The following is an 18,624-nucleotide window of genomic DNA, read 5'->3' on the forward strand; positions in this document are numbered from 1 at the left end:
CGCATGCCCTGGGCGCTGCTGGCCGCAGCGTGCCTGGGCATGTTCGCCGCGTCATCGAGCGGCACGACGCGCGCGCCCTTCCTGATCGACATGGCGCGCGACCTCTCCACCAGCCTGCCGATGGTGGCGAACCTGATGGCACTGACGTCGATCGCCTGGGGCATCACGTCGCTGGTGGCGGGCGCGGCATCGGATCGCTGGGGGCGCAGGCCCTTCCTGGTCGGCGGGCCGATCGGGCTTGCGCTGTGCCTGGCCGGCGTGGCGGCGGCGCCGGACTACCTGGCGATGGTGCTGGCCGTCTCGCTCGCGGGGGCCTTCGCGGGTGGCTACACTGGCGTGGTGATGACCGAGGCCTCGGCACGCACGGTGGACCGCCAGCGCGGGCGCGCGCTGGGCTGGGTGATGTCGGGACAGTCGCTGTCGCTGCTGGTGGGCGTGCCGTTGGCGGCCTGGGCGGGCAGCTTCATCGGCTGGCGCGGCGTCAGCCTGGGTGTCGGCGCGATCGCGCTGCTGGCGGCGGTGGGGCTGTTCGCGACAACGCTGCGCCCTGTTGCCGTGCGCGCTGCCTCTGCCGCGCGGCCCAGCCTGCGTGGCGCCATGACCGGCCCGGTGCTGCGCCTGCTCGCGATGGGGGTGGCGGAACGCGTCTGCTACGGCGTCTCGGTGGTGTATTTCGCGACCTTCCTGCAGGTCTCCTATCGGCTGACGCCGGCGGGTGTCGCGATCCCGCTGGCGGTGATCGCGCTGGGCAATATTCTCGGCACCGTCGTGGGCGGGCAGATGGCGGACCGGCTGCCGAACCGGCTGCATGTGTTCGCCGGCGCCATGGTCGGGTCCGCGCTGCTGGCGCTGGTGCTCTACGCCTGGACGCCGGGGCTGTTCGCGACCGTCGCGATGGGCTTCGCCTACATCTTCGTCAACGCCATCGCGCGGCCGTCGCTGATGGCGGCACTGGCGAATGTGCCCGACGAGGTGCGTGGCACGGTGCTTGGGCTGAACGTCACCTCGGCGAGCTTCGGCTGGCTGGGTGCGGCGGCGATCGGCGGCTGGGTGATGGTGAACTTCGGTTTCGCGGGCTTCGGGCCGCTGGCGGCGGTCTCGGCGCTGATCGGCGCGGCCCTGGCGCTGGCGCGTCGGTGAGCGGGGGTTGCGTAAACCGCGTGGCGCGGGAACCATTCTGCCCATGACCGACGCATTCGATCCCATCAGCCTCGAAATCCATTGGTCGCGGTTGATCTCCATCGCCGACGAGGCCGCGACCGGGCTGCTGCGCACCGCCTTCTCCACCATCGTGCGCGAATCGAACGACTTCGCCACGGTGCTGATGGACCGCAACGGCGACAGCGTGTCCGAGAATACCGGCGGCATCGCGTCCTTCTCCTGCATCCTGCCCAAGACCACGAAGCACTTCCTGGAACGCTTCCCGGCCGAGACCTGGCGGCCGGGCGATTGCGTCATCACCAACGACCCCTGGCTCGCCACCGGCCACCTGCCGGACTTCACCGCGGTCACGCCCATTTTCCATCGCGCCGCGCTGGTCGGCTTCGCCGGATCCATTGCGCATTCGCCCGATGTCGGCGGATCGCTGTGGTCGGCCGATTGCCGCGAGTTGTTCGAGGAAGGCATCCGCATCCCGCCGCTGCGCCTGTATCGCGAGGGCACGCGCAACGGCGACCTGGTGGATGTGCTGCTGTCCAACGTGCGCGTCCCACGCCAGGTGATGGGCGACCTGGAGGCGCAGGTCGTCGCCAACCAGGTCTGCGCGCAGGGCGTGGCGGAGTTCCTGTCCGACACCGGCCTGCCGGATTTGCAGGGATTGTCGCGGGCGCTGTCCACCCGCACCGATGCGGCGATGCGCCGCGCCATCGCGGCACTGCCCGACGGCACCTGGCGCAGCACGCTGGAAGCCGATGGCTTCGACGAGGCGATCACGCGCATCGAGTGCGAGGTCACCATCCGCGGCGACACCATGCACATCGACTATGCCGGCACCTCGCCGCAGGTCGATCGCGGCATCAACTGCGTGATGAACTACACGCATGCCTATTCGGTCTATCCGGTGAAATGCGCGCTGGATCCCTTCACGCCGCGCAACGAGGGTTCCTACCAGGCGGTCACCGTCAGCGCGCCCGACGGCAGCATCCTGAACCCACGCTTTCCTGCTCCGTGTTCGGCACGGCAGCTCACGGGCCATCTGCTGGCGGGTGCCATCTACAAGGCGCTGGCGCCGGTGATGCCAGACAGGATCATCGGCGAATGCGGCGGCGCGCCGACCATGCGCGCGCTGTTCAGCGGGCATGACCGCGAGGGCGACCGGTTCTCGCAGGTGCTGTTCGCCAGTGGTGGCATGGGTGCGTCGCCGCATCGCGACGGGCTGCCGACCACGGCCTTCCCAACGAATGTCGGCGCCGGGTCGATCGAGGCGTATGAATCCGTCGCACCGCTGGTGGTGTGGAAGAAGCAGCTGCTGCCGGATTCCGGCGGCGCCGGGCAGTTCCGAGGCGGGCTCGGGCAGGATGTCGAGATCGAGGTCCGCGCACCGGATGCCGTGCGGCTGTCGCTGCTGTCGGATCGGCGGGACCATCCGGCGCAAGGCGTGCTCGGTGGTGGGGCGGGGGCTTCGGCGGTGATCGAACTCGCGGACGGCACGCGGCCGCATCCGAAATCGCGCACGACGGTCGCGGCGGGTGCGCGGCTGCGGATGCACTATGCCGGGGGCGGCGGCTACGGCGACCCGAAGGACCGCGACCCGGCCGCGCTCGCCGAGGATATCCGCAATGGCTATGTCACGCCCGAGGGCGCAGCGCGCGACTACGGGGTGAAGGCATGACCGCGACGGCACGCATCGGCGTCGATGTCGGCGGCACCTTCACCGATTTCGTGCTGCACGACCCCACGCGCAATCTGGTCGCCACCGGGAAGCGGCTGACCACGCCGGATGATCCGTCCGAGGCCATCATCGCCGGCATTGCGCGGCTGCTGGAGGAAACCGGCCTGCCGCCCGTAGCCCTTCATTCGGTGGTGCACGGCACGACGCTGGTCACCAACACCATCATCGAGCGCACCGGCTGCAAGGTCGGCCTGCTGACCACCGAGGGCTTCCGCGATTCCATCGAGATCGGCAAGGAAACCCGCTACGACCTGTATGACCTGTTCCTCGAACCCGCGCCCACGCTGGTGCCGCGCGCGCTGCGCCTGGAAGTGCCGGGGCGGCTCGATGTGCATGGGGAGGAACTGAAGCCGCTCGATGAAGCCGCCGTGCGCCGCCAGGCCGATGCGCTGGTCGCCGAAGGTGTCGAGGCCATCGCCATCGGCTTCATGCATGCCTGGCGCGACCCGCGGCACGAACGCCGGGCGGCGGAGATCGTGCGCGCGGCGCATCCGGGCATTGCCATCACGCTGTCGTCGTCGGTCGCACCCGAGATCCGCGAATTCGAACGCATCTCCACCGCCTGCGCGAACGCCTATGTGCAGCCGCGCATGCTGCGCTACCTCGACCGCCTGGAAGCACGGCTGGCCGAGATGGGTGTGGCCGGCGCGCTGTACGTCATGCTGTCGGGTGGCGGCATCGCCTCCGTGCAGGAAGCCAAGGACTACCCGATCCGCCTGATCGAATCCGGCCCGGCCGCGGGTGCCATGGCGGCGTCGTGGCTCGCGAGGCAATCCGGCCTGGATCACGTCGTGTCCTACGACATGGGCGGCACCACCGCGAAGATGTGCCTGATCGAGAACGGCGCACCCGACCGCAAGTTCGAGTTCGAAGCGGGGCGCGTGCGGCGCTTCCAGAAGGGGTCCGGCCTGCCGCTGAAGGTGTCGGTCGTCGACATGATCGAGATCGGCGCCGGTGGTGGGTCCATCGCGCGGGTCGAGGAAGGCTCCGGCCTGATGAAGGTCGGCCCGCGCAGCGCCGGCGCGAAGCCCGGGCCGATCTGCTACGGGCGCGGCGGCACGGAACCGACCGTGACCGATTCCGACCTGGTGCTCGGCCGGCTCGACCCGTCCTATTTCCTCGGCGGCGAGATGGCGCTCGACATCGATGCGGTGAAGCGCGCGGTGACCGACCGGCTCGCGACGTCGCTGAACGTCACGCCTGATGATGCCGCGCTCGGCATTCGCCGCATCGTGGACGAGACCATGGCGGCGGCGACGCGCATGCACCTCGCCGAGAAGGGCCGCGACCCGCGCCGCTACACCCTCATCGCCTTCGGCGGCGCAGGTCCTGTCCATGCCTGCGACCTCGCGCGGCTGCTCAAGATGCGGCGCGTGGTGGTGCCGCTCGGCGCGGGCGTGGCCTCCGCGCTGGGCTTCCTGGTGGCGCCGCCGGCGACCGACCTGGTGCGATCGCTGGTCGGGCGGATCGAGCGCATCGACTGGGCCAAGGTGGCGTCGCTGTATGCCGAGATGGCGGAGGAAGCGCGCGCGCTGCTGACCGGCGCCGGCGCCGATCCCGCGACCATCGCGTTCCGCCCGGCGGCCGACATGCGCTATGTCGGCCAGGGCTTCGAGATTCCGGTGCCGCTGCCGACGCTCACGCCGACCGTCGCCGACCTGCCGGCGATCCGCGACTCCTTCCTCGCGTCCTACCGCGAACGCTTCGGCCGCGCGCTGGATGAACTGCCGATCGAGGCGCTGACCTGGCGCCTCGCCGCGGCCGCACCGGGCCGCAACATCGACATGAAGGGCGCCAACATCATCGAGGGCCGCACCGCGCAGCGCGGCATGAGGCGTGCCCTGTTCGAACACCATGGCTGGCAGGATTGCGCCGTGATCGACCGCTACGCGCTGGCCCCCGGCGCGCGTTTTGCCGGCCCCGCGCTGGTGGAGGAACGCGAATCCACCTGCGCGATCCCGCCTGGCGCGACCGCGACGGTCGATGCCTTCCGCAACCTCGTCATCGATCTTCCGACCCCCCAGGAGGCTTCGCCATGACCACGCTGCATCGCCGTTCGCTGCTGGCCGGCGCGTTCGCCCTGCCCGCCCTGCACGCCGCACATGCCCAGGCGCCCTGGCCGACGCGCCCGGTCACCATGGTGAACCCGTGGCCCGCGGGCGGATCGTCCGACACCATGACGCGGCTCTTCGCGCAGCGCTTCGGCCAGGTGTTCGGCCAGACGTTCGTGGTCGAGAACCGCGCCGGCGCGTCGGGCACCATCGGCCACAATCACGTCGCGCAGCAGCGGCCGGATGGATATACGCTGCTGTTCGCGACCAACAGCACCTATGCGATCGCGCCGCATCTGATCAGCCCGCTGCCCTACGACAATCGCGCGGCCTTCACCGGCATCTCGCTGGTGGCGCGCACGGCGCAGTCGGTCTGCGTGCACCCGTCCGTGCCGGTGAACACGATCCAGGACTTCCTCGCCTATGTCCGCGCACGGCCGGGCGAGGTGAATTTCTCCTCCGCCGGCATCGGCGCCACCAGCCACCTGGCGACGGAACTGCTGATGGCGGCGGCGGGGCTGAACATGGTGCACGTGCCCTATCGCGGCGGCGCGCCATCCGCGCAGGCGGTGATCGCCGGCGAGACGAAGATGTCCTTCATCGACGCCATCACCGCGCTGCCGCATCGCGCCGCCGGCACGCTGAAGCTGCTGGCCGTGAGCACCGCCACGCGATCGCCGCTCGCGCAGGATGTACCCACGCTGCAGGAAGCGGGCGTAGCGGGTTTCGAATCCTCGACCGACATGGCGCTGATGGCGCCGGCCAACCTGCCGGAACCCATCGCCACGCGGCTGTCGCAGGCGGTGCGCGCGGCGGTGACGGATGCGGCCTTCCGCCAGCAAATCATCGCGCAGGGCGCCGATCCGGTCGGCAGCAGCCCGGCGGAATTCGCCGCCTACTGGACCGCGGAATCGGAGAAATGGGGCGGGCTGATTCGCGCCCGTGGCATTCGCATGCCGGGCTGATCAGCGGGCCGGCGGAACGGTCTGCGCGACGCTTGGGCGCGTCTGCGCGGCATCGAACAGCGCGGCAAGCGCGGGGCGCGCCAGTCGCCACGCGAAGACCGTGTGGCGACGTTCGCAATAGCCCAGCAGCGCGACCAGCGCGAACCACGCCGCGTCGCGCGCCGCGAAGGCGCCGGTCGCGACATCGCGCTCCAGCGCATCGGCCACGCGCACCGCGCGCAGCGCCTCCAGTGCGATGACGCCGGGCGAGCGCTCATGCTCCGGGCGCCGCAATTCACGGTTCCACACCGCGATGCCGTCCATCATGCCGAGCACGCGCCCGTACCCGGCCAGCGCGCGCGGGCGGTCCGCGCCAGGCAGCAGCCGCTGCCCTTGCGGCACCAGTGAATCCAGCACCATCAGCACCGGGGTGGTCTCGGTGATGGTGGTACCATCCGCCAGCACCAGCGAGGGCACGCGCCCCACCGGGTTGTGCGGCAGCAGCACCGAGGCCGGGTCGCGCAACGTCGCTTCCTCGACCGCGACGCGGTCCTGCAGGCCGAGCTCGATCACCGCCATCCGGGCGATGCGGGCATAGGGGGAACCGGGCGCGTGGTACAGTTTCATGGCGCCACGCTACCACCGCGGATTGACGCCGCCAGCCCACTGCGCGAATCCATGCGCATGACCGACACGCCCTTCGACCCCGCTGCCCATGGCTGGAAGATCCTCAACTGGCACGATGAAGGGTTCCCGACCCTGGTCGGCCCGTTCTGGTCCAGGAAGTCCGATGGCGGATGGTCCTATGGCCTGGTGGCCGAACCGCGCCACGGCAACGCGCATGGCATCATCCATGGCGGCATGCTGGTCACCTTCCTCGACCAGATCCTGGGCGTGACGTGCTGGGAAGCTGCGGCGCGCGGGCCGGTGGTGACCATCCAGCTCAACACGCATTTCGTCTCGGGCGCGCGCGCCGGCGAATTCCTGGAAGCCCGCGCGGAGGCCGTGCGCGCCACGCGATCCGTGGTGTTCGTGCGCGGCCAGATCACGGTGGGCGATCGCATCGTCGCCACCGCTGATGGCGTGTGGAAGCGGCTGGGCGCGCCCTAGCCGGTTGCGCTACCCTCGGCGCAACGCCCAGGGGAGGGAAGCGCCAATGCGCAGCGCCGTCATCGTCTCGACCGCCCGCACGCCGATCGGGCGTGCCTATCGCGGGGCCTTCAACGACACCAACGCGCAGACGCTGGGCGGGCACGCGGTGCGCGCCGCCGTCGAACGCGCGCGGCTCGACCCGGCGGAGGTCGAGGACGTCATCATGGGCGCGGCGCTCCAGCAGGGCTGCCAGGGGTCGAATGTCGGGCGCCAGGTCGCGCTGGCGGCGGGGCTGCCGGACTCCGTGCCGGGCATGTCGCTGGATCGGCAATGTTCCTCCGGCCTCATGGCGATCGCGACCGCAGCGAAGCAGATCCTGCACGACGGGATGCAGGTCGCGGTCGGCGGCGGGCTGGAATCCATCTCGCTCGTGCAGAACGACAAGGCCAACTGGTTCCGCCGCGCGGATCCCGCGCTGATGGAGCGCGTGCCCGCGCTGTACATGTCGATGCTGGAGACCGCCGAGATCGTCGCCGACCGCTATGGCGTGTCGCGCGACGCGCAGGACGACTACGCCTTCGCCAGCCAGATGCGCACGGCGGCCGCCCAGGCGCGCGGCGCCTTCGACGACGAGATCGTGCCCTTGCCCAGCGTGATGAAGCTGGTGAATCGCGAGACCGGCGAGAGCAAGGACGTGCCCACCACGCTGGCCCGCGACGAGGGCAACCGCGCCGACACGACGCTGGAGGGCCTGAAGTCGCTGAAGCCGGTGTTCAAGGACGGCATGGTGGTGAAGGAGGGCCGCTTCATCACCGCCGGCAATGCCAGCCAGCTCAGCGATGGCGCATCGGCTGCCGTGCTGATGGAGGAAGCCGAGGCATCGCGCCGCGGCCTGCATCCGCTCGGCATCTATCGCGGCATGGCGGTGGCGGGCTGCGATCCGGGCGAGATGGGCATCGGCCCGGTCTTCGCCGTGCCGAAGCTGCTGGCGCAGCATGGCTTGAAGATCGACGACATCGGCCTGTGGGAATTGAACGAGGCCTTCGCCTGCCAGGTGATTTTCTGCCGCGACCGCCTGGGCATTCCGCAGGAACGCCTGAACGTGGATGGTGGCGCGATCTCGATCGGCCATCCCTATGGCATGTCGGGCGCGCGCATGGCGGGGCATGCGCTGATCGAAGGCAAGCGTCGTGGCGCGAAGTACGTGGTGGTGACGATGTGCGTCGGCGGCGGCCAGGGTGCCGCCGGCTTGTTCGAGGTGGCGTGAGCTATTCCAGCCGGATGTTGCCGAGCTGCACGGCGCGCCGGTTGGTCTCGGTTTCCTCGCGGATCACCGCGGCGTAGCGCGCCGGGGTGATCTGCGCGGCGGGCGGGATCGCGGCGCCGAGGCCGAGCAGCCGCTGGCGGATCGTCGCGTCGCCCATGGCGGCGACCAGCGCCTCGCGCCAGCGTCCGATGATGGCGTCGGGCGTGGCCGCGGGCGCGAGCAGGCCGAGCGTGGTGCTCAGTTCCGGCTCGACGATCCCGGCCTCGCGCAGCGTCGGCACATCGGGCAGCAGCGGCGACCGCGCGGCGGAAGCGATGGCGAGGATGCGCGCGCGCCCGTCGGCCTGCAGCGGCAGAGCGCTGGAGAGCTGGTCGAACACCACCGGGATCGTGCCGGCGATCAGGTCGGAATGCGCCGGGCCGGTGCCGCGATAGGGCACATGCACGATGCCCGCGCCGGTGGCGGCGTTGAACATCTCGATCGCCAGGTGCGCGCCGGAACCGATGCCGGCGCTGCCGGCCGACAATGCCCCCGGCCGCGCCTTCGCCTGCGCCACGAAATCCGCCAGGTCGCGCACCGCCATCTGCCTGCCGACCATCAACACGATCGGCACGCGATAGGCGATGCCGATCGGCGCCAGGTCGCGCAGCGGGTCATAGGGCAGCGAGGCCATCGCGACGGGAAACAGCGACAGCGGCCCGGTCGATCCGAGCAGCACCAGCGTGCCGTCCGGCCGCGCGCGCGCCACCGCTTCCGTGCCGACGATGCCGCCGGCGCCGCCGCGATTCTCGATGATCACCGGCTGGCCGAGTGCCGCCTGCAACGCGGGTGCGAGCAGGCGCGCCGTGAAATCCACATTGCCGCCGGGCGGGAAGGGCACCAGCACGCGCACCGGCCGGTCGGGGAAGGCCTGCGCGCGGGCGATGCCCGGTGCGGCCAGCGCGGCGGCGGCGAGCAGCAAGCGACGGGTCGGCATCATGCGGCGTCTCCCTGGCCTGGCGCGGCGGCGCGCCGCGCGGCGAATTCGCGTTCGAGCAGCGGGATCGTCCCGCCGGCCCGCCAGATCTGCACCATGCGTTCGGAGAAGGGCTTCGAACGCAGCAGCGCGCCCGACGCCAGCGTGACCTCGCCCGTGGCGGGATCGGCGCCGATGATGTCGCCGTCCTGCACCGCGGCGGCGATGCCAGGGCAGATCATCACCGGCAAGCCATTGTTCAGCGCGCGACGCAGGAAGCCGGAATCACAGGATTCCACGACCACCACGGCGATGCCGCTGGCGCGGATCGCGACCGAGACCTCGACATGGTTGTGATGCGCGAAGTTGCGGCCGCCCACCACGATGTCGCCGGGCCGCACCTGCGCGGGAAAGTCCGGGCGCAGGTGGCGGAAGCACATGGCGCGCAGCGCGTCCTCGTCGAACTCCTTGCCGAAGCTGTCGCGGATGATGGCGAATTCGATGATGCCGTCATCGCCGGAGACATCGTCGCCGAACACCCAGGCGCGGCCGCGCGGGGTCATGCCAGCATCGCCCGCGGGTCGGTGATGCGCCCGGCGATGGCCGAGGCCGCGACCGTCAGCGGTCCGGCCAGGAACACGCGCGACGTGCGCGCGCCGTTGCGCCCCTGGTAGTTGAACTGCTGGGTGGAGAGCAGGACCTCATTGTCGTTCAGCACGCCCTGGTAGCCCCAGCAGGTGGTGCAGCCGGGCGCCAGCACGACGCCGCCGGCTTCGGCAAACACTTCCAGCAGCCCCTCGCGCGCCGCGGTCGCGTACACTTCGCGGCTGCCGGGCGTGATGTAGAGCGTGACATGCGGCGCGACCTGCCGCCCGCGCAGCAGGCGCGCGGCGTCACGCATGTCCTCGATTCGGTTGCCCGCGCAGGATCCGATGGTGGCCTGGTCGATGCGCTGCCCCGCCGCATCGCTCACCGGCACGGCACCATGCGCATCCGGCGGCACCGTCACCATCGGCGCGATCGCACCAAGGTCGTAGGTCATGCGCGCGGCGTAGTCCGCATCGGCATCTGCGCGCACGACCTCCCAAGGCCGCCCGCCGTCACGCGCGCGGACGTAGTCCAGCGCCACCGCATCCGGCGCCATGATCCCGGTATAGGCGCCGCTGTGGAACAGCGAGGCGAGCACCGTCTGCCGGTCGTCGAGCGACAGCGCCGCGACGCCCTCGCCATCGAATTCCACGCAGCATTGCAGCAGCCGCCCGTCCGGCGTGGTGTCGCGCAGGATGGTCTGGATCAGATCCCGCGCCGTCACGCCAAAGCCCAGCCGTCCGGACAATGTGATGCGCGCCGACGGCGGCACGGCCAGCCAGTTGGAATCCTGGATCAGCGCGACGATCACCTCGGTCGAGATCGGGATGTTCAGCGCGCCCAGCGCGCCGATGCTTGCGATGTTCCCTTCGTCGGAAAAGACCAGCGTGCCCGGCCGCGCGAAGCCGCGTTCGGTCAGCACCAGATGCCGCAGCCCGTTGCCGGGGCCGAAGAAATTCGCGATGCCCTGCGCGTCGCACCAGTCGCGCAGCGTGCGGTGCGTCTCATGGTGATGCGAGCCCATGGCGGCGGAGGTCGAATGGTCGATCACCATCACCGCCTTGTCCGGGCGCGGGATGCGATCGACACCGATGCGTTCCAGGTTGCGCTTGTGGCCGGGCCAGAACAGTTCCTGGCAGGCCACGTAGTCAGGGGTGACGGTGACGTAGTCGCCGACCTCGACGGTGTCGCGTCCCGCAGCGCGGGCGATGATCTTTTGCGCGATGGTCCGCGCCGTCATCGCCACAGCCCGCGCGCCGCGAGCCAGGCCTGCACCACCTCCGCCACCTGGTCGGAGTTGCGGTCCATCATCACCATGTGGCTGTTGCCGCGGATGCCCTGCGTCGGCAGGTCGACATCATCGACGCTGCCGCCGGCGGCGCGCACCGCATCGGCGAAGCGGCGCGCATTGCGGCGGATGACGGACCAGCGCGGATCGGCATCCACGTAGTCGCCATACATCAGCAGCGTCGGCACATCCTTCAGCCGCGCCGCATCGGCGGCAATGCCGGTGCCCGCGGGTTCGACCAGCACCAGCGCGCGGAACAGGTCCGGCCGGCGCTGCGCGACCTGCCAGGCGAAGGCGCCGCCCTGCGAATGCGCGACCACCACCGACGGCCCGACACGCTCCAGCAGCGCGATATAGGCCGCGATCACATCCGCATCGGTGTCGAGGTAGCGCGCCACCACCTGGCGCATGAAGGACAGGTATTGTTCGCGCTCGGTCGGGAACTGGTTGCCCTGCAGCACGCTGCCGCGCGCGAAGGACCCCGCGCCATCACCGATGCGGAAACGCTCCCACGGGTTGACCGTCGGCAGGTGGATCGACCGGCCGTAGATCTCGGGCGACATGGCGGCGCCGCTGCGGCCGCGTTCCACCGCATCGGTGACATAGGTCGCCCAACCGCGGCGCAGGAAGAAGTGCTGCCAGCCTTCGCGCCCATCCGGCGTGGTCTCGTAGGTCACGCCGGTCAGGTAGGCACCGTGCCAGAGCATCAGCGGCGCCGTGCCGCGCACCGGTGCGGGCACCATGAACTGCGCGTACATCTGCCCGACCATGTAGGTGCCGTTCGGGTCGATGCGCAGCGGCGCGCCGCCGACCGTCGGCGTGTATTCGATGACGGGCTTGCCGGTCACCTCGACCAGCCGGCCGCCGATATGGAAGGACCCGAAGCGCTCGATCGACAGCGGCTGCGCGCCAGCCGCCCCGGCCATCAGGCCGCAGACTGCCAGGGCCGCGACGACGAGGCGCGCGCAGGACGACGGCATGGCTTGCTTCCCCCAACTGCTTTGCCACGGAGCGTGGCGCCGCGGCAGGCGTGAGGCAAGGCCCTATGATACGGTCTTATGACCTAACGGGCGAAGGGCGCGGCGGGCAGGCCCGCCGCGCCGCGCATCAGTAGCGGTACTGCTCGGCCTTGAACGGCCCCTGCGGCGCAACGCCGATATACGAGGCCTGCTGCGCCGACATCTTCGTCAGGGTCGCACCGACCTTCGCCAGGTGCAGCATCGCCACCTTCTCATCCAGGTGCTTGGGCAGCACGTAGACCTTCTTCTCGTACTTGCCCGGGTTGGTCCACAGCTCGATCTGCGCGAGCGTTTGATTCGTGAAGGACGCGGACATCACAAAGGACGGGTGGCCCGTGGCATTGCCCAGGTTCACCAGGCGGCCTTCCGACAGCAGGATCATCTTCTTGCCGTCGGGGAACTCGATCTCGTCGACCTGCGGCTTGATGTTGTCCCACTTGAAGTTGCGCAGGCCCGACACCTGGATCTCGCTGTCGAAGTGGCCGATGTTGCACACGATGGCGCGGTGCTTCATCGCGCGCATGTGGTCCACCGTGATGACGTCCACATTGCCGGTCGCGGTGACGAAGATGTCCGCCTGCGGGGCGGCCTGCTCCATCGTGACCACCTCGTAGCCTTCCATCGCGGCCTGCAGCGCGCAGATCGGATCGACCTCGCTGACCATCACGCGGCAGCCGGCGTTGCGCAGCGACGCGGCCGAACCCTTGCCGACATCGCCGAAGCCGCAGACCATCGCGACCTTGCCGGCCATCATCACGTCGGTGCCGCGGCGGATCGCATCCACCAGCGACTCACGGCAGCCATAGAGGTTGTCGAACTTCGATTTGGTGACGCTGTCGTTCACGTTGATGGCGGGGAACAGCAGCTTGCCGTCCTTCGCCATGGTGTACAGGCGATGCACGCCGGTGGTGGTCTCCTCCGACACGCCGACGATGTTCTTCGCCAGCTGCGCGAACCAGCCCGGCTTGGTCTTCAGGCAGTCCTTGATGAGGGCGAAGAAGACTTCCTCCTCCTCATTCGTCGGCTTCTCGAGGAAGGCGACGTCGCCCTGCTCGGCGCGCAGCCCGTAATGCACCAGCAGCGTCATGTCGCCGCCATCGTCCAGCAGCACGTTGGGCGTGCCGCCATCGGCCCATTCCAGGGTGCGGCGCACGTATTCCCAGTATTCCGGCAGCGTCTCGCCCTTGATGGCGAAGACCGGCGTGCCGGTCGCGGCGATCGCGGCGGCGGCGTGGTCCTGCGTCGAGAAGATGTTGCACGACGACCAGCGCACATCGGCGCCCAGGTGCTGCAGCGTCTCGATCAGCACGGCGGTCTGGATGGTCATGTGCAGGCAGCCGGCGACGCGCGCGCCCTTGAGCGGCTTCTGCGCGCCGTATTCGGCGCGGGTCGCCATCAGGCCGGGCATCTCGTCCTCGGCCATGGAGATTTCCTTCCGGCCCCAGTCGGCCAGGGAGAGGTCCTTCACGACGAAATCGGCGGCTGCGGACATGCGCTTGGGTCTCTCTTGTCTGTCTGGAACTGCGGCGCGGGTAGCACGCGGCGCGCGCCGAGGCCAGAGGCGCAGACAAGGTATAAGGATATCTTTATGCGGCGCGGTCTGCGGATGGTGCGTCGAAGCGCCGAAGCTGCCGCTCTCCCCGGCCCGGACGCCGTGCTCCCGCCAGACCGCCGTGCCCGGCCGGGCCGCCTATCGCCGGGTCGCGCCGCCGCGGTCCTCGGTCTCGCTCTCCTGCTCGTCGCGGCCTGGCATGGCCGGGGCCTCCGCCCGGGCAGGACGGTCGCCGCGGCAGCATGGGCCATTGGGCGCTTCCGCCGCGGCCGAGAGCGGCGCGAGCCAGATCGCGAAAAGGCCGGTGACGGCGGCACGGCGGATGGTGCGCATGGCGGTCGGTATCCCTTGGCGGCATCCCGACCGTGCTGCGCTGACGGGGCGATGGCAGGGCGTGAAGATGGCAGTGGCATGGCATGCCCCACGCCCGCGCGGCCAGTGATGAAGTGTTTCGCAGCGGCGCGGTCACGCCTGCCCCTGGCCTTGCCGTGCCGCGCTGCGTGTGGCCGGCGCCGCGCCCCACGCGCCCGCCACATCACATGGCGGTGCCGGCACGCTGTCAGTCATCATCGTCGTCGCGCCCGCGCCGCGGGATGCGCCAATCCGGCAGGCGTGGCCCGTGGCGCCAGCGCGGGGTCTGCCCTTCGTGCTCGCGCCAGGATTGCTCGCGCACCCAGCCGCGGCGGCCGTATCGGTCGTCGATCATCATGCGGTCCACCCGCGTGCAGCGGCCGTTCGAACAATTCGAGGATGAATCCGACGACTGGCTCCCGCTGACAGCGGGGGTGGGCGCGATCGTGACGACCACCGCGGCGATCAGCGTGAGGCGACGGGTCAGCGGCATGGCTTGGGCTCCCTGGCTGCGGGAGGAACGCAGCCGGCGGGACAAGTCTTCCCGACCGCGACGCGGCCGGCGCCGGCGTCAGGCGCGTTCGGTGATGCCCTCGGCGAAGCCCGCCACCAGTTCCCGGATGCGCGCCGGGTCCGACTGTTCCATCACGCGGCGGGCAAACCGCGCACAATCGCCGATATCCAGCCCGCGCACCGCCTGCTTGACCCGCGGAATCGCCGAGGCATTCATCGAGAAGCTCCGCACCCCCAGCCCGAGCAGCAGCGGCGTCAGCAGCGGGTTGCCCGCCATCTCGCCGCAGATCGACACCGGCATGCGCAGCCGCAGCGCGGCTTCGGTGGCGAACTGCACCAGGCGCAGCACCGCCGGGTGCAGCGGGTCGTACAGGTGGGAGACCTCGGCCTCGGCCCGGTCCACCGCCAGCGTGTACATCGCCAGGTCATTGGTGCCGATGGCGAAGAAATCCGCCTCCAGCGCGATGGCGTCGGCGGCGAGTGCCGCCCCCGGCGTCTCGATCATCACGCCCAGCGGCGGCAGCTTCTCCGGCAGGCGTTCGCCGCGCCGGCGCAGGCGGCGGGCCACGCGTTCGTAGATCTCGCGCGCCTGGCGCACTTCTTCGGGGATGGTCACCATCGGCAGCAGCAGCCGCACATTGCCATCCGCCCCGGCCGAGGCGACGCGCAGCACGGCCGCGAACTGTACCTCCAGCAATTCCGGGCGCTTCAGCAGCATCCGCAACCCGCGCAGCCCCAGCGCCGGGTTGCCGCCGGCATGCACCGGCACCACGCCCTCGGCCAGCGCCTCCATGTCCTTCTCGCCGCCCCAGTCGAGCACGCGGATGGTGACCGGCAGGCCCTCCATCGCGTCCACCACCTGGGTATAGGCCTCGACCTGGGCGTCCTCGTCGGGCAGGTCCTCGCGGTTCATGAACAGGAATTCGGTGCGCAGCAGGCCGATGCCCTGCGCGCCGGCCTGCGCGATCAGCGGCAGCTCCTGCGGGATTTCCAGGTTCGCCTGCAATTCCACCTGCTCGCCATCGGTGGTCTCGGCCGGCAGGCGGCGCAGCTTGCCCAGCTTGGTGCGTTCGCGCGCGAAGGCGGCCAGGCGGTCCTTGGCCTCGGCGAGTGTCGCGGCGGAGGGATGCAGCACCACCCGCCCCGCCGCGCCATCGAGCACCGCGGGGTCGCCGCGCTGCGCGGCCTCGGTCAGCCCGTGGGCACCCAGCACCGCGGGGATACCCAGGGCGCGCAGCATGATGGCGGTGTGGCCATCGGCGCCGCCTTCCTCGGTGGCGACACCGGCGATCCGTGCGGGATCCAGCAGCGCGGCATCGGCCGGGGTGAGTTCCTCGGCCACCAGGATGCAGCCCTCGGGCAGGTCCTTGAGGCTGCGGAACGGCGTGGCGGTCAGGTTGCGCACCAGGCGGCGGGCGATGTCGCGCACTTCCGTGGCGCGGCGCGCCAGGCCGGCCTTGTCGTCATCCTTGATGGCATGGATGGCGGCGATGATGCCCTCGGCCTCATCCGCCACCGCGGTCTCGGCGCCCAGGAGCTCGGCCTCGATCCGCTTGCGCGCGCCGCGGATCAGCCGCGAATTGCCCAGCATCATCAGGTGGGCATCGAGCAGCGGGGCGATTTCCTCCTGCGCTTCCTCGGGCAGCACGCCGATGCGGGTCTTGAGCTTGCCGATCTGCTTGCGCGAGAAGGCGGTGGCGGCGGCGAGCTTCTGCCGCTCGGCCTCGACCGCCTCGGCCGCGATCCGGCGCCGCGGCGCCTCGGCCGGCGGGTCGGAGGTGTCGAAGACCGCGCCGATCGCGACCCCGGGGGACACCGCGATGCCGGGGATCGCGACCTCGCGCCCCTTGGCCTTGGCCTTGGACTTCGCCGGGTCAGTCTTCATGGAAGCCGGCCTCGACCAGGCCGGCGACCGCCTCGAGGGCTTCCTTGGCGTCCCAGCCCTCGGCTTCGATCACGATCTCGGCGCCCTGGCCGGCGCCCAGCATCATCAGGCCCATGATGGAACACGCCGGCACGCTCTCGCCGTTGCGCAGCACATTGACGCAGGCGGAGAATCGCTCGGCCGTGGTCACCAGCTTGGCGGCGGCGCGCGCATGCAGGCCGCGGCTGTTCGGGATCACCACGGACCGCCGGAGCACCAGGCCCGAGGCGTCGCCGCCGCAGCCATCGCTGGTCGCGGCGGCCTCGTTGGACCGTTCGCTCATTGGCCGCTTCCTCCGTTCGGACGGGGCGGCGCGCCGGCCGCCACCTCCTTGCCGCTCGCGATGTATTTGCGCCCGGCGGCCATGGCATGGTCAACCGCTTCCGCCAGCGGTTCGGTGCCGCGCAGCCTGGCAAGCTTCACCAGGAGCGGCAGGTTCACCCCGGCCAGCACTTCGACCGGGCGGCCCTGGCCGGTCATCTGCATCGCCAGGTTCGACGGCGTGCCGCCGAACATGTCGGTCAGCACCACCACGCCGTCGCCCTGGTCGACCGCATCGATCGACCGCCGGATATCGGCGCGCGTGTGCTCCATGTCGTCCTCGGGGCCGATGCACACCGTCGCCACGCCCTGCTGCGGGCCGACCACGTGCTCCATGGCGTGCCGCAACTCCTCGGCCAGACGACCGTGGGTGACCAGAACCATCCCGATCATGATACCTGTGTCAGGGCCTCCCGCCCCGCTTCGCGGCCCGCGACGCGCCCCCCTGCCTGGGGGGTCGGCGCCGCGCCGGCCGTCAGCTCGCGGTGGAACAGCTCCACCCGCCAGCCTTGTGAAATCAAGTGGTGTGCCAGCCGCTCCGCTGCCAGGACCGAGCGGTGCTTCCCGCCGGTGCAGCCGAAGGCGATGGTCAGGTACTTCTTCCCCTCCTGCGCGTAGCGCGGCAAGAGCGGCGCGAGCATTTCGGTCATGCAGCGCCAGAACGGCGCGAAGTCTGGGTCTGCCTCGATGAAGGCGGCCACCGCGGGGTCGCGCCCGGTGAGCGGCCGCAGCGCCTCGATGTAATGCGGATTGCGCAGGAAGCGCAGGTCGAAGACCAGGTCCGCCTCGCGCGGGAGGCCCTTCGGATAGGCGAAGGACAGCACCGACACGCCCATGCCCGCCGCGCCCTCGACCCCGAAGCGGCGCTCGATCATGCGGCGCAGTTCGGGCAGCGGCAGGTCGGAGGTATCGACGACCAGCTCGGCGGTCTCGCGCAGCGGCGCCAGCAGGGCGGTTTCCCGGGCGATCCCGTCCGCCACGTTGTGGCCGAGCGGCCCGCCCGGGGCCAGCGGATGCCGCCGCCGGGTCTCGGTGTAGCGGCGCAGCAGCACGTCCGCCTCGGCGGTGGCGAAGATCAGCGTCACCGCGATGTCGGGCCGCAGGCGCAGCCGGTCCAGCAGGCGCAGCGCCGCCGGCGCGTCGAAATCCCGCGTCCGGCTGTCGACGCCGGCGGCCAGCGGCTGCCCGCCGTCGCCGACCAGCGCCTCGAGCACGCCCAGCGGCGGATTGTCGACGGTCTCGTAGCCGAGATCCTCCAGCACGCGCAGGATCGAGGCCTTGCCGGCTCCGGACAGCCCGGTGACCAGCACCACCTGGCGGCGGGCGGGGAGCTTCATGTCCATCAGGCCGCGAAAGCCCCGGCGCGCTGGGCGCGCAGGCCGATCGCGGCGTCCAGCGCCCAGGCCAGCTTGTCGCAGGCCGAGGCCTCGAACCCATGCAGCGCGATGCGCGGCACGGCATCGTCGCCCCAGCAGGCCGGGCGCGGCAGCCGCGTGACACCCTCCGGCGCGACAAGGTCCACCGCGAGAGCGAGCCGGGCGCCCTCGGCCACCGGCAGGGCCTCGAAGATGCCAAGGCCGCGGACCTCAAGCAGCCCGCGCAGCGCCGGCGGCGGGGAGACGGCCCGCCCCTCCACCAGGACCTGGTCGTCCGCCACCAGCCGGAAGCCCCGGCCGATCAGGCGCAGCGCAAGGTCGGACTTGCCGGAGCCGGGGGGACCCAGCACCAGCACCGCCGCACCATCGCGCGCTACGCAGCTTCCGTGGACACGCATCCCAGCTGGGTCATCCCGTCAGGCGGCGGACCATGGCAGAAGTGAGGCACCGCGAAAAGCACCGGGTGACCCCGCCACCGGATGGACGCCGGCCG

The 18,624-nt window shown here is 70.8% G+C and carries 19 protein-coding genes; 6 read left to right on the forward strand and 13 right to left on the reverse strand.

Annotated elements, in window-relative coordinates; genetic code table 11:
- Window positions 1-3: 3 nt before the first annotated feature.
- The 4 genes from LQ222_RS08545 to LQ222_RS08560 are packed head-to-tail and all read left to right on the forward strand — an operon-like array spanning window position 4 to window position 5,906.
- Window positions 4-1,140, forward strand: coding sequence for an MFS transporter (locus tag LQ222_RS08545; RefSeq protein ID WP_230165776.1), 1,137 nt, complete (start codon window positions 4-6; stop codon window positions 1,138-1,140).
- A gap of 43 nt (window positions 1,141-1,183) precedes the next feature.
- The gene (locus LQ222_RS08550) at window positions 1,184-2,830 is read left to right on the forward strand and encodes a hydantoinase B/oxoprolinase family protein (RefSeq protein WP_230165777.1); all 1,647 of its coding nucleotides are present in this window, start codon (window positions 1,184-1,186) and stop codon (window positions 2,828-2,830) included.
- A complete protein-coding gene (locus LQ222_RS08555) occupies window positions 2,827-4,929 on the forward strand; it encodes a hydantoinase/oxoprolinase family protein (protein WP_230165779.1) in 2,103 nt (700 codons plus the stop codon). Before LQ222_RS08550 ends, LQ222_RS08555 begins: the two co-directional genes overlap by 4 nt.
- Window positions 4,926-5,906 (forward strand): tripartite tricarboxylate transporter substrate binding protein, encoded by a 981-nt coding sequence (locus tag LQ222_RS08560; RefSeq protein WP_230165781.1) that lies wholly within the window; start codon window positions 4,926-4,928, stop codon window positions 5,904-5,906. Before LQ222_RS08555 ends, LQ222_RS08560 begins: the two co-directional genes overlap by 4 nt.
- On the opposite strand, the gene LQ222_RS08565 is transcribed toward LQ222_RS08560, so the two are convergent.
- The gene (locus tag LQ222_RS08565; RefSeq protein WP_230165783.1) at window positions 5,907-6,512 is read right to left on the reverse strand and encodes a glutathione S-transferase family protein; all 606 of its coding nucleotides are present in this window, start codon (window positions 6,510-6,512) and stop codon (window positions 5,907-5,909) included.
- A gap of 57 nt (window positions 6,513-6,569) precedes the next feature.
- Here LQ222_RS08565 and LQ222_RS08570 point away from each other — a divergent pair, with 57 nt between their 5' ends.
- Together LQ222_RS08570 and LQ222_RS08575 are read left to right on the forward strand one after the other, a co-directional pair.
- On the forward strand, window positions 6,570-6,995 hold the full coding sequence (locus LQ222_RS08570; protein ID WP_230165784.1) for a PaaI family thioesterase: 426 nt from the start codon (window positions 6,570-6,572) through the stop codon (window positions 6,993-6,995).
- 46 nt (window positions 6,996-7,041) lie between these two features.
- The gene (locus LQ222_RS08575) at window positions 7,042-8,244 is read left to right on the forward strand and encodes an acetyl-CoA C-acyltransferase (RefSeq protein WP_230165785.1); all 1,203 of its coding nucleotides are present in this window, start codon (window positions 7,042-7,044) and stop codon (window positions 8,242-8,244) included.
- A 1-nt stretch (window position 8,245) separates the two neighbouring features.
- On the opposite strand, the gene LQ222_RS08580 is transcribed toward LQ222_RS08575, so the two are convergent.
- The 12 genes from LQ222_RS08580 to LQ222_RS08635 all read right to left on the reverse strand — a co-directional run bounded on the left by LQ222_RS08580 (window position 8,246) and on the right by LQ222_RS08635 (window position 18,529).
- Window positions 8,246-9,223 (reverse strand): tripartite tricarboxylate transporter substrate binding protein, encoded by a 978-nt coding sequence (locus LQ222_RS08580; protein WP_230165786.1) that lies wholly within the window; start codon window positions 9,221-9,223, stop codon window positions 8,246-8,248.
- On the reverse strand, window positions 9,220-9,762 hold the full coding sequence (locus tag LQ222_RS08585; protein WP_230165787.1) for a hypothetical protein: 543 nt from the start codon (window positions 9,760-9,762) through the stop codon (window positions 9,220-9,222). The genes LQ222_RS08580 and LQ222_RS08585 overlap by 4 nt, the downstream gene beginning before the upstream one ends.
- A complete protein-coding gene (locus LQ222_RS08590; RefSeq protein WP_230165788.1) occupies window positions 9,759-11,027 on the reverse strand; it encodes an aconitase family protein in 1,269 nt (422 codons plus the stop codon). The genes LQ222_RS08585 and LQ222_RS08590 overlap by 4 nt, the downstream gene beginning before the upstream one ends.
- The gene (locus LQ222_RS08595; RefSeq protein ID WP_230165789.1) at window positions 11,024-12,055 is read right to left on the reverse strand and encodes an alpha/beta fold hydrolase; all 1,032 of its coding nucleotides are present in this window, start codon (window positions 12,053-12,055) and stop codon (window positions 11,024-11,026) included. Before LQ222_RS08595 ends, LQ222_RS08590 begins: the two co-directional genes overlap by 4 nt.
- A 127-nt stretch (window positions 12,056-12,182) precedes the next feature.
- Entirely contained in the window at window positions 12,183-13,586 is a 1,404-nt protein-coding gene (ahcY, locus tag LQ222_RS08600) for an adenosylhomocysteinase (RefSeq protein WP_230165790.1), read from the reverse strand.
- A 198-nt stretch (window positions 13,587-13,784) separates the two neighbouring features.
- A complete protein-coding gene (locus LQ222_RS08605) occupies window positions 13,785-13,979 on the reverse strand; it encodes a hypothetical protein (RefSeq protein ID WP_230165791.1) in 195 nt (64 codons plus the stop codon).
- Between the two features lie 226 nt (window positions 13,980-14,205).
- On the reverse strand, window positions 14,206-14,490 hold the full coding sequence (locus tag LQ222_RS08610) for a hypothetical protein (RefSeq protein ID WP_230165793.1): 285 nt from the start codon (window positions 14,488-14,490) through the stop codon (window positions 14,206-14,208).
- Window positions 14,491-14,568: 78 nt separating this feature from the next.
- A complete protein-coding gene (gene ptsP, locus LQ222_RS08615; protein ID WP_230165795.1) occupies window positions 14,569-16,395 on the reverse strand; it encodes a phosphoenolpyruvate--protein phosphotransferase in 1,827 nt (608 codons plus the stop codon).
- Window positions 16,385-16,717 carry an HPr family phosphocarrier protein gene (locus LQ222_RS08620; protein WP_230165796.1) on the reverse strand — a complete coding sequence of 111 codons (333 nt, stop codon included), beginning with the start codon at window positions 16,715-16,717 and terminating at the stop codon, window positions 16,385-16,387. The genes ptsP and LQ222_RS08620 overlap by 11 nt, the downstream gene beginning before the upstream one ends.
- Window positions 16,714-17,148 (reverse strand): PTS sugar transporter subunit IIA, encoded by a 435-nt coding sequence (locus LQ222_RS08625; RefSeq protein ID WP_230165798.1) that lies wholly within the window; start codon window positions 17,146-17,148, stop codon window positions 16,714-16,716. Before LQ222_RS08625 ends, LQ222_RS08620 begins: the two co-directional genes overlap by 4 nt.
- Complete coding sequence (gene rapZ, locus LQ222_RS08630) at window positions 17,145-18,092, reverse strand: RNase adapter RapZ (RefSeq protein WP_230165799.1); 948 nt, start codon at window positions 18,090-18,092, stop codon at window positions 17,145-17,147. Before rapZ ends, LQ222_RS08625 begins: the two co-directional genes overlap by 4 nt.
- 5 nt (window positions 18,093-18,097) lie before the next feature.
- A complete protein-coding gene (locus tag LQ222_RS08635; RefSeq protein WP_230165800.1) occupies window positions 18,098-18,529 on the reverse strand; it encodes an HPr kinase/phosphorylase in 432 nt (143 codons plus the stop codon).
- Window positions 18,530-18,624 lie beyond the last annotated feature (95 nt).

The organism is Roseomonas sp. CECT 9278 (assembly GCF_918698155.1).
GTDB lineage: Bacteria > Pseudomonadota > Alphaproteobacteria > Acetobacterales > Acetobacteraceae > Neoroseomonas.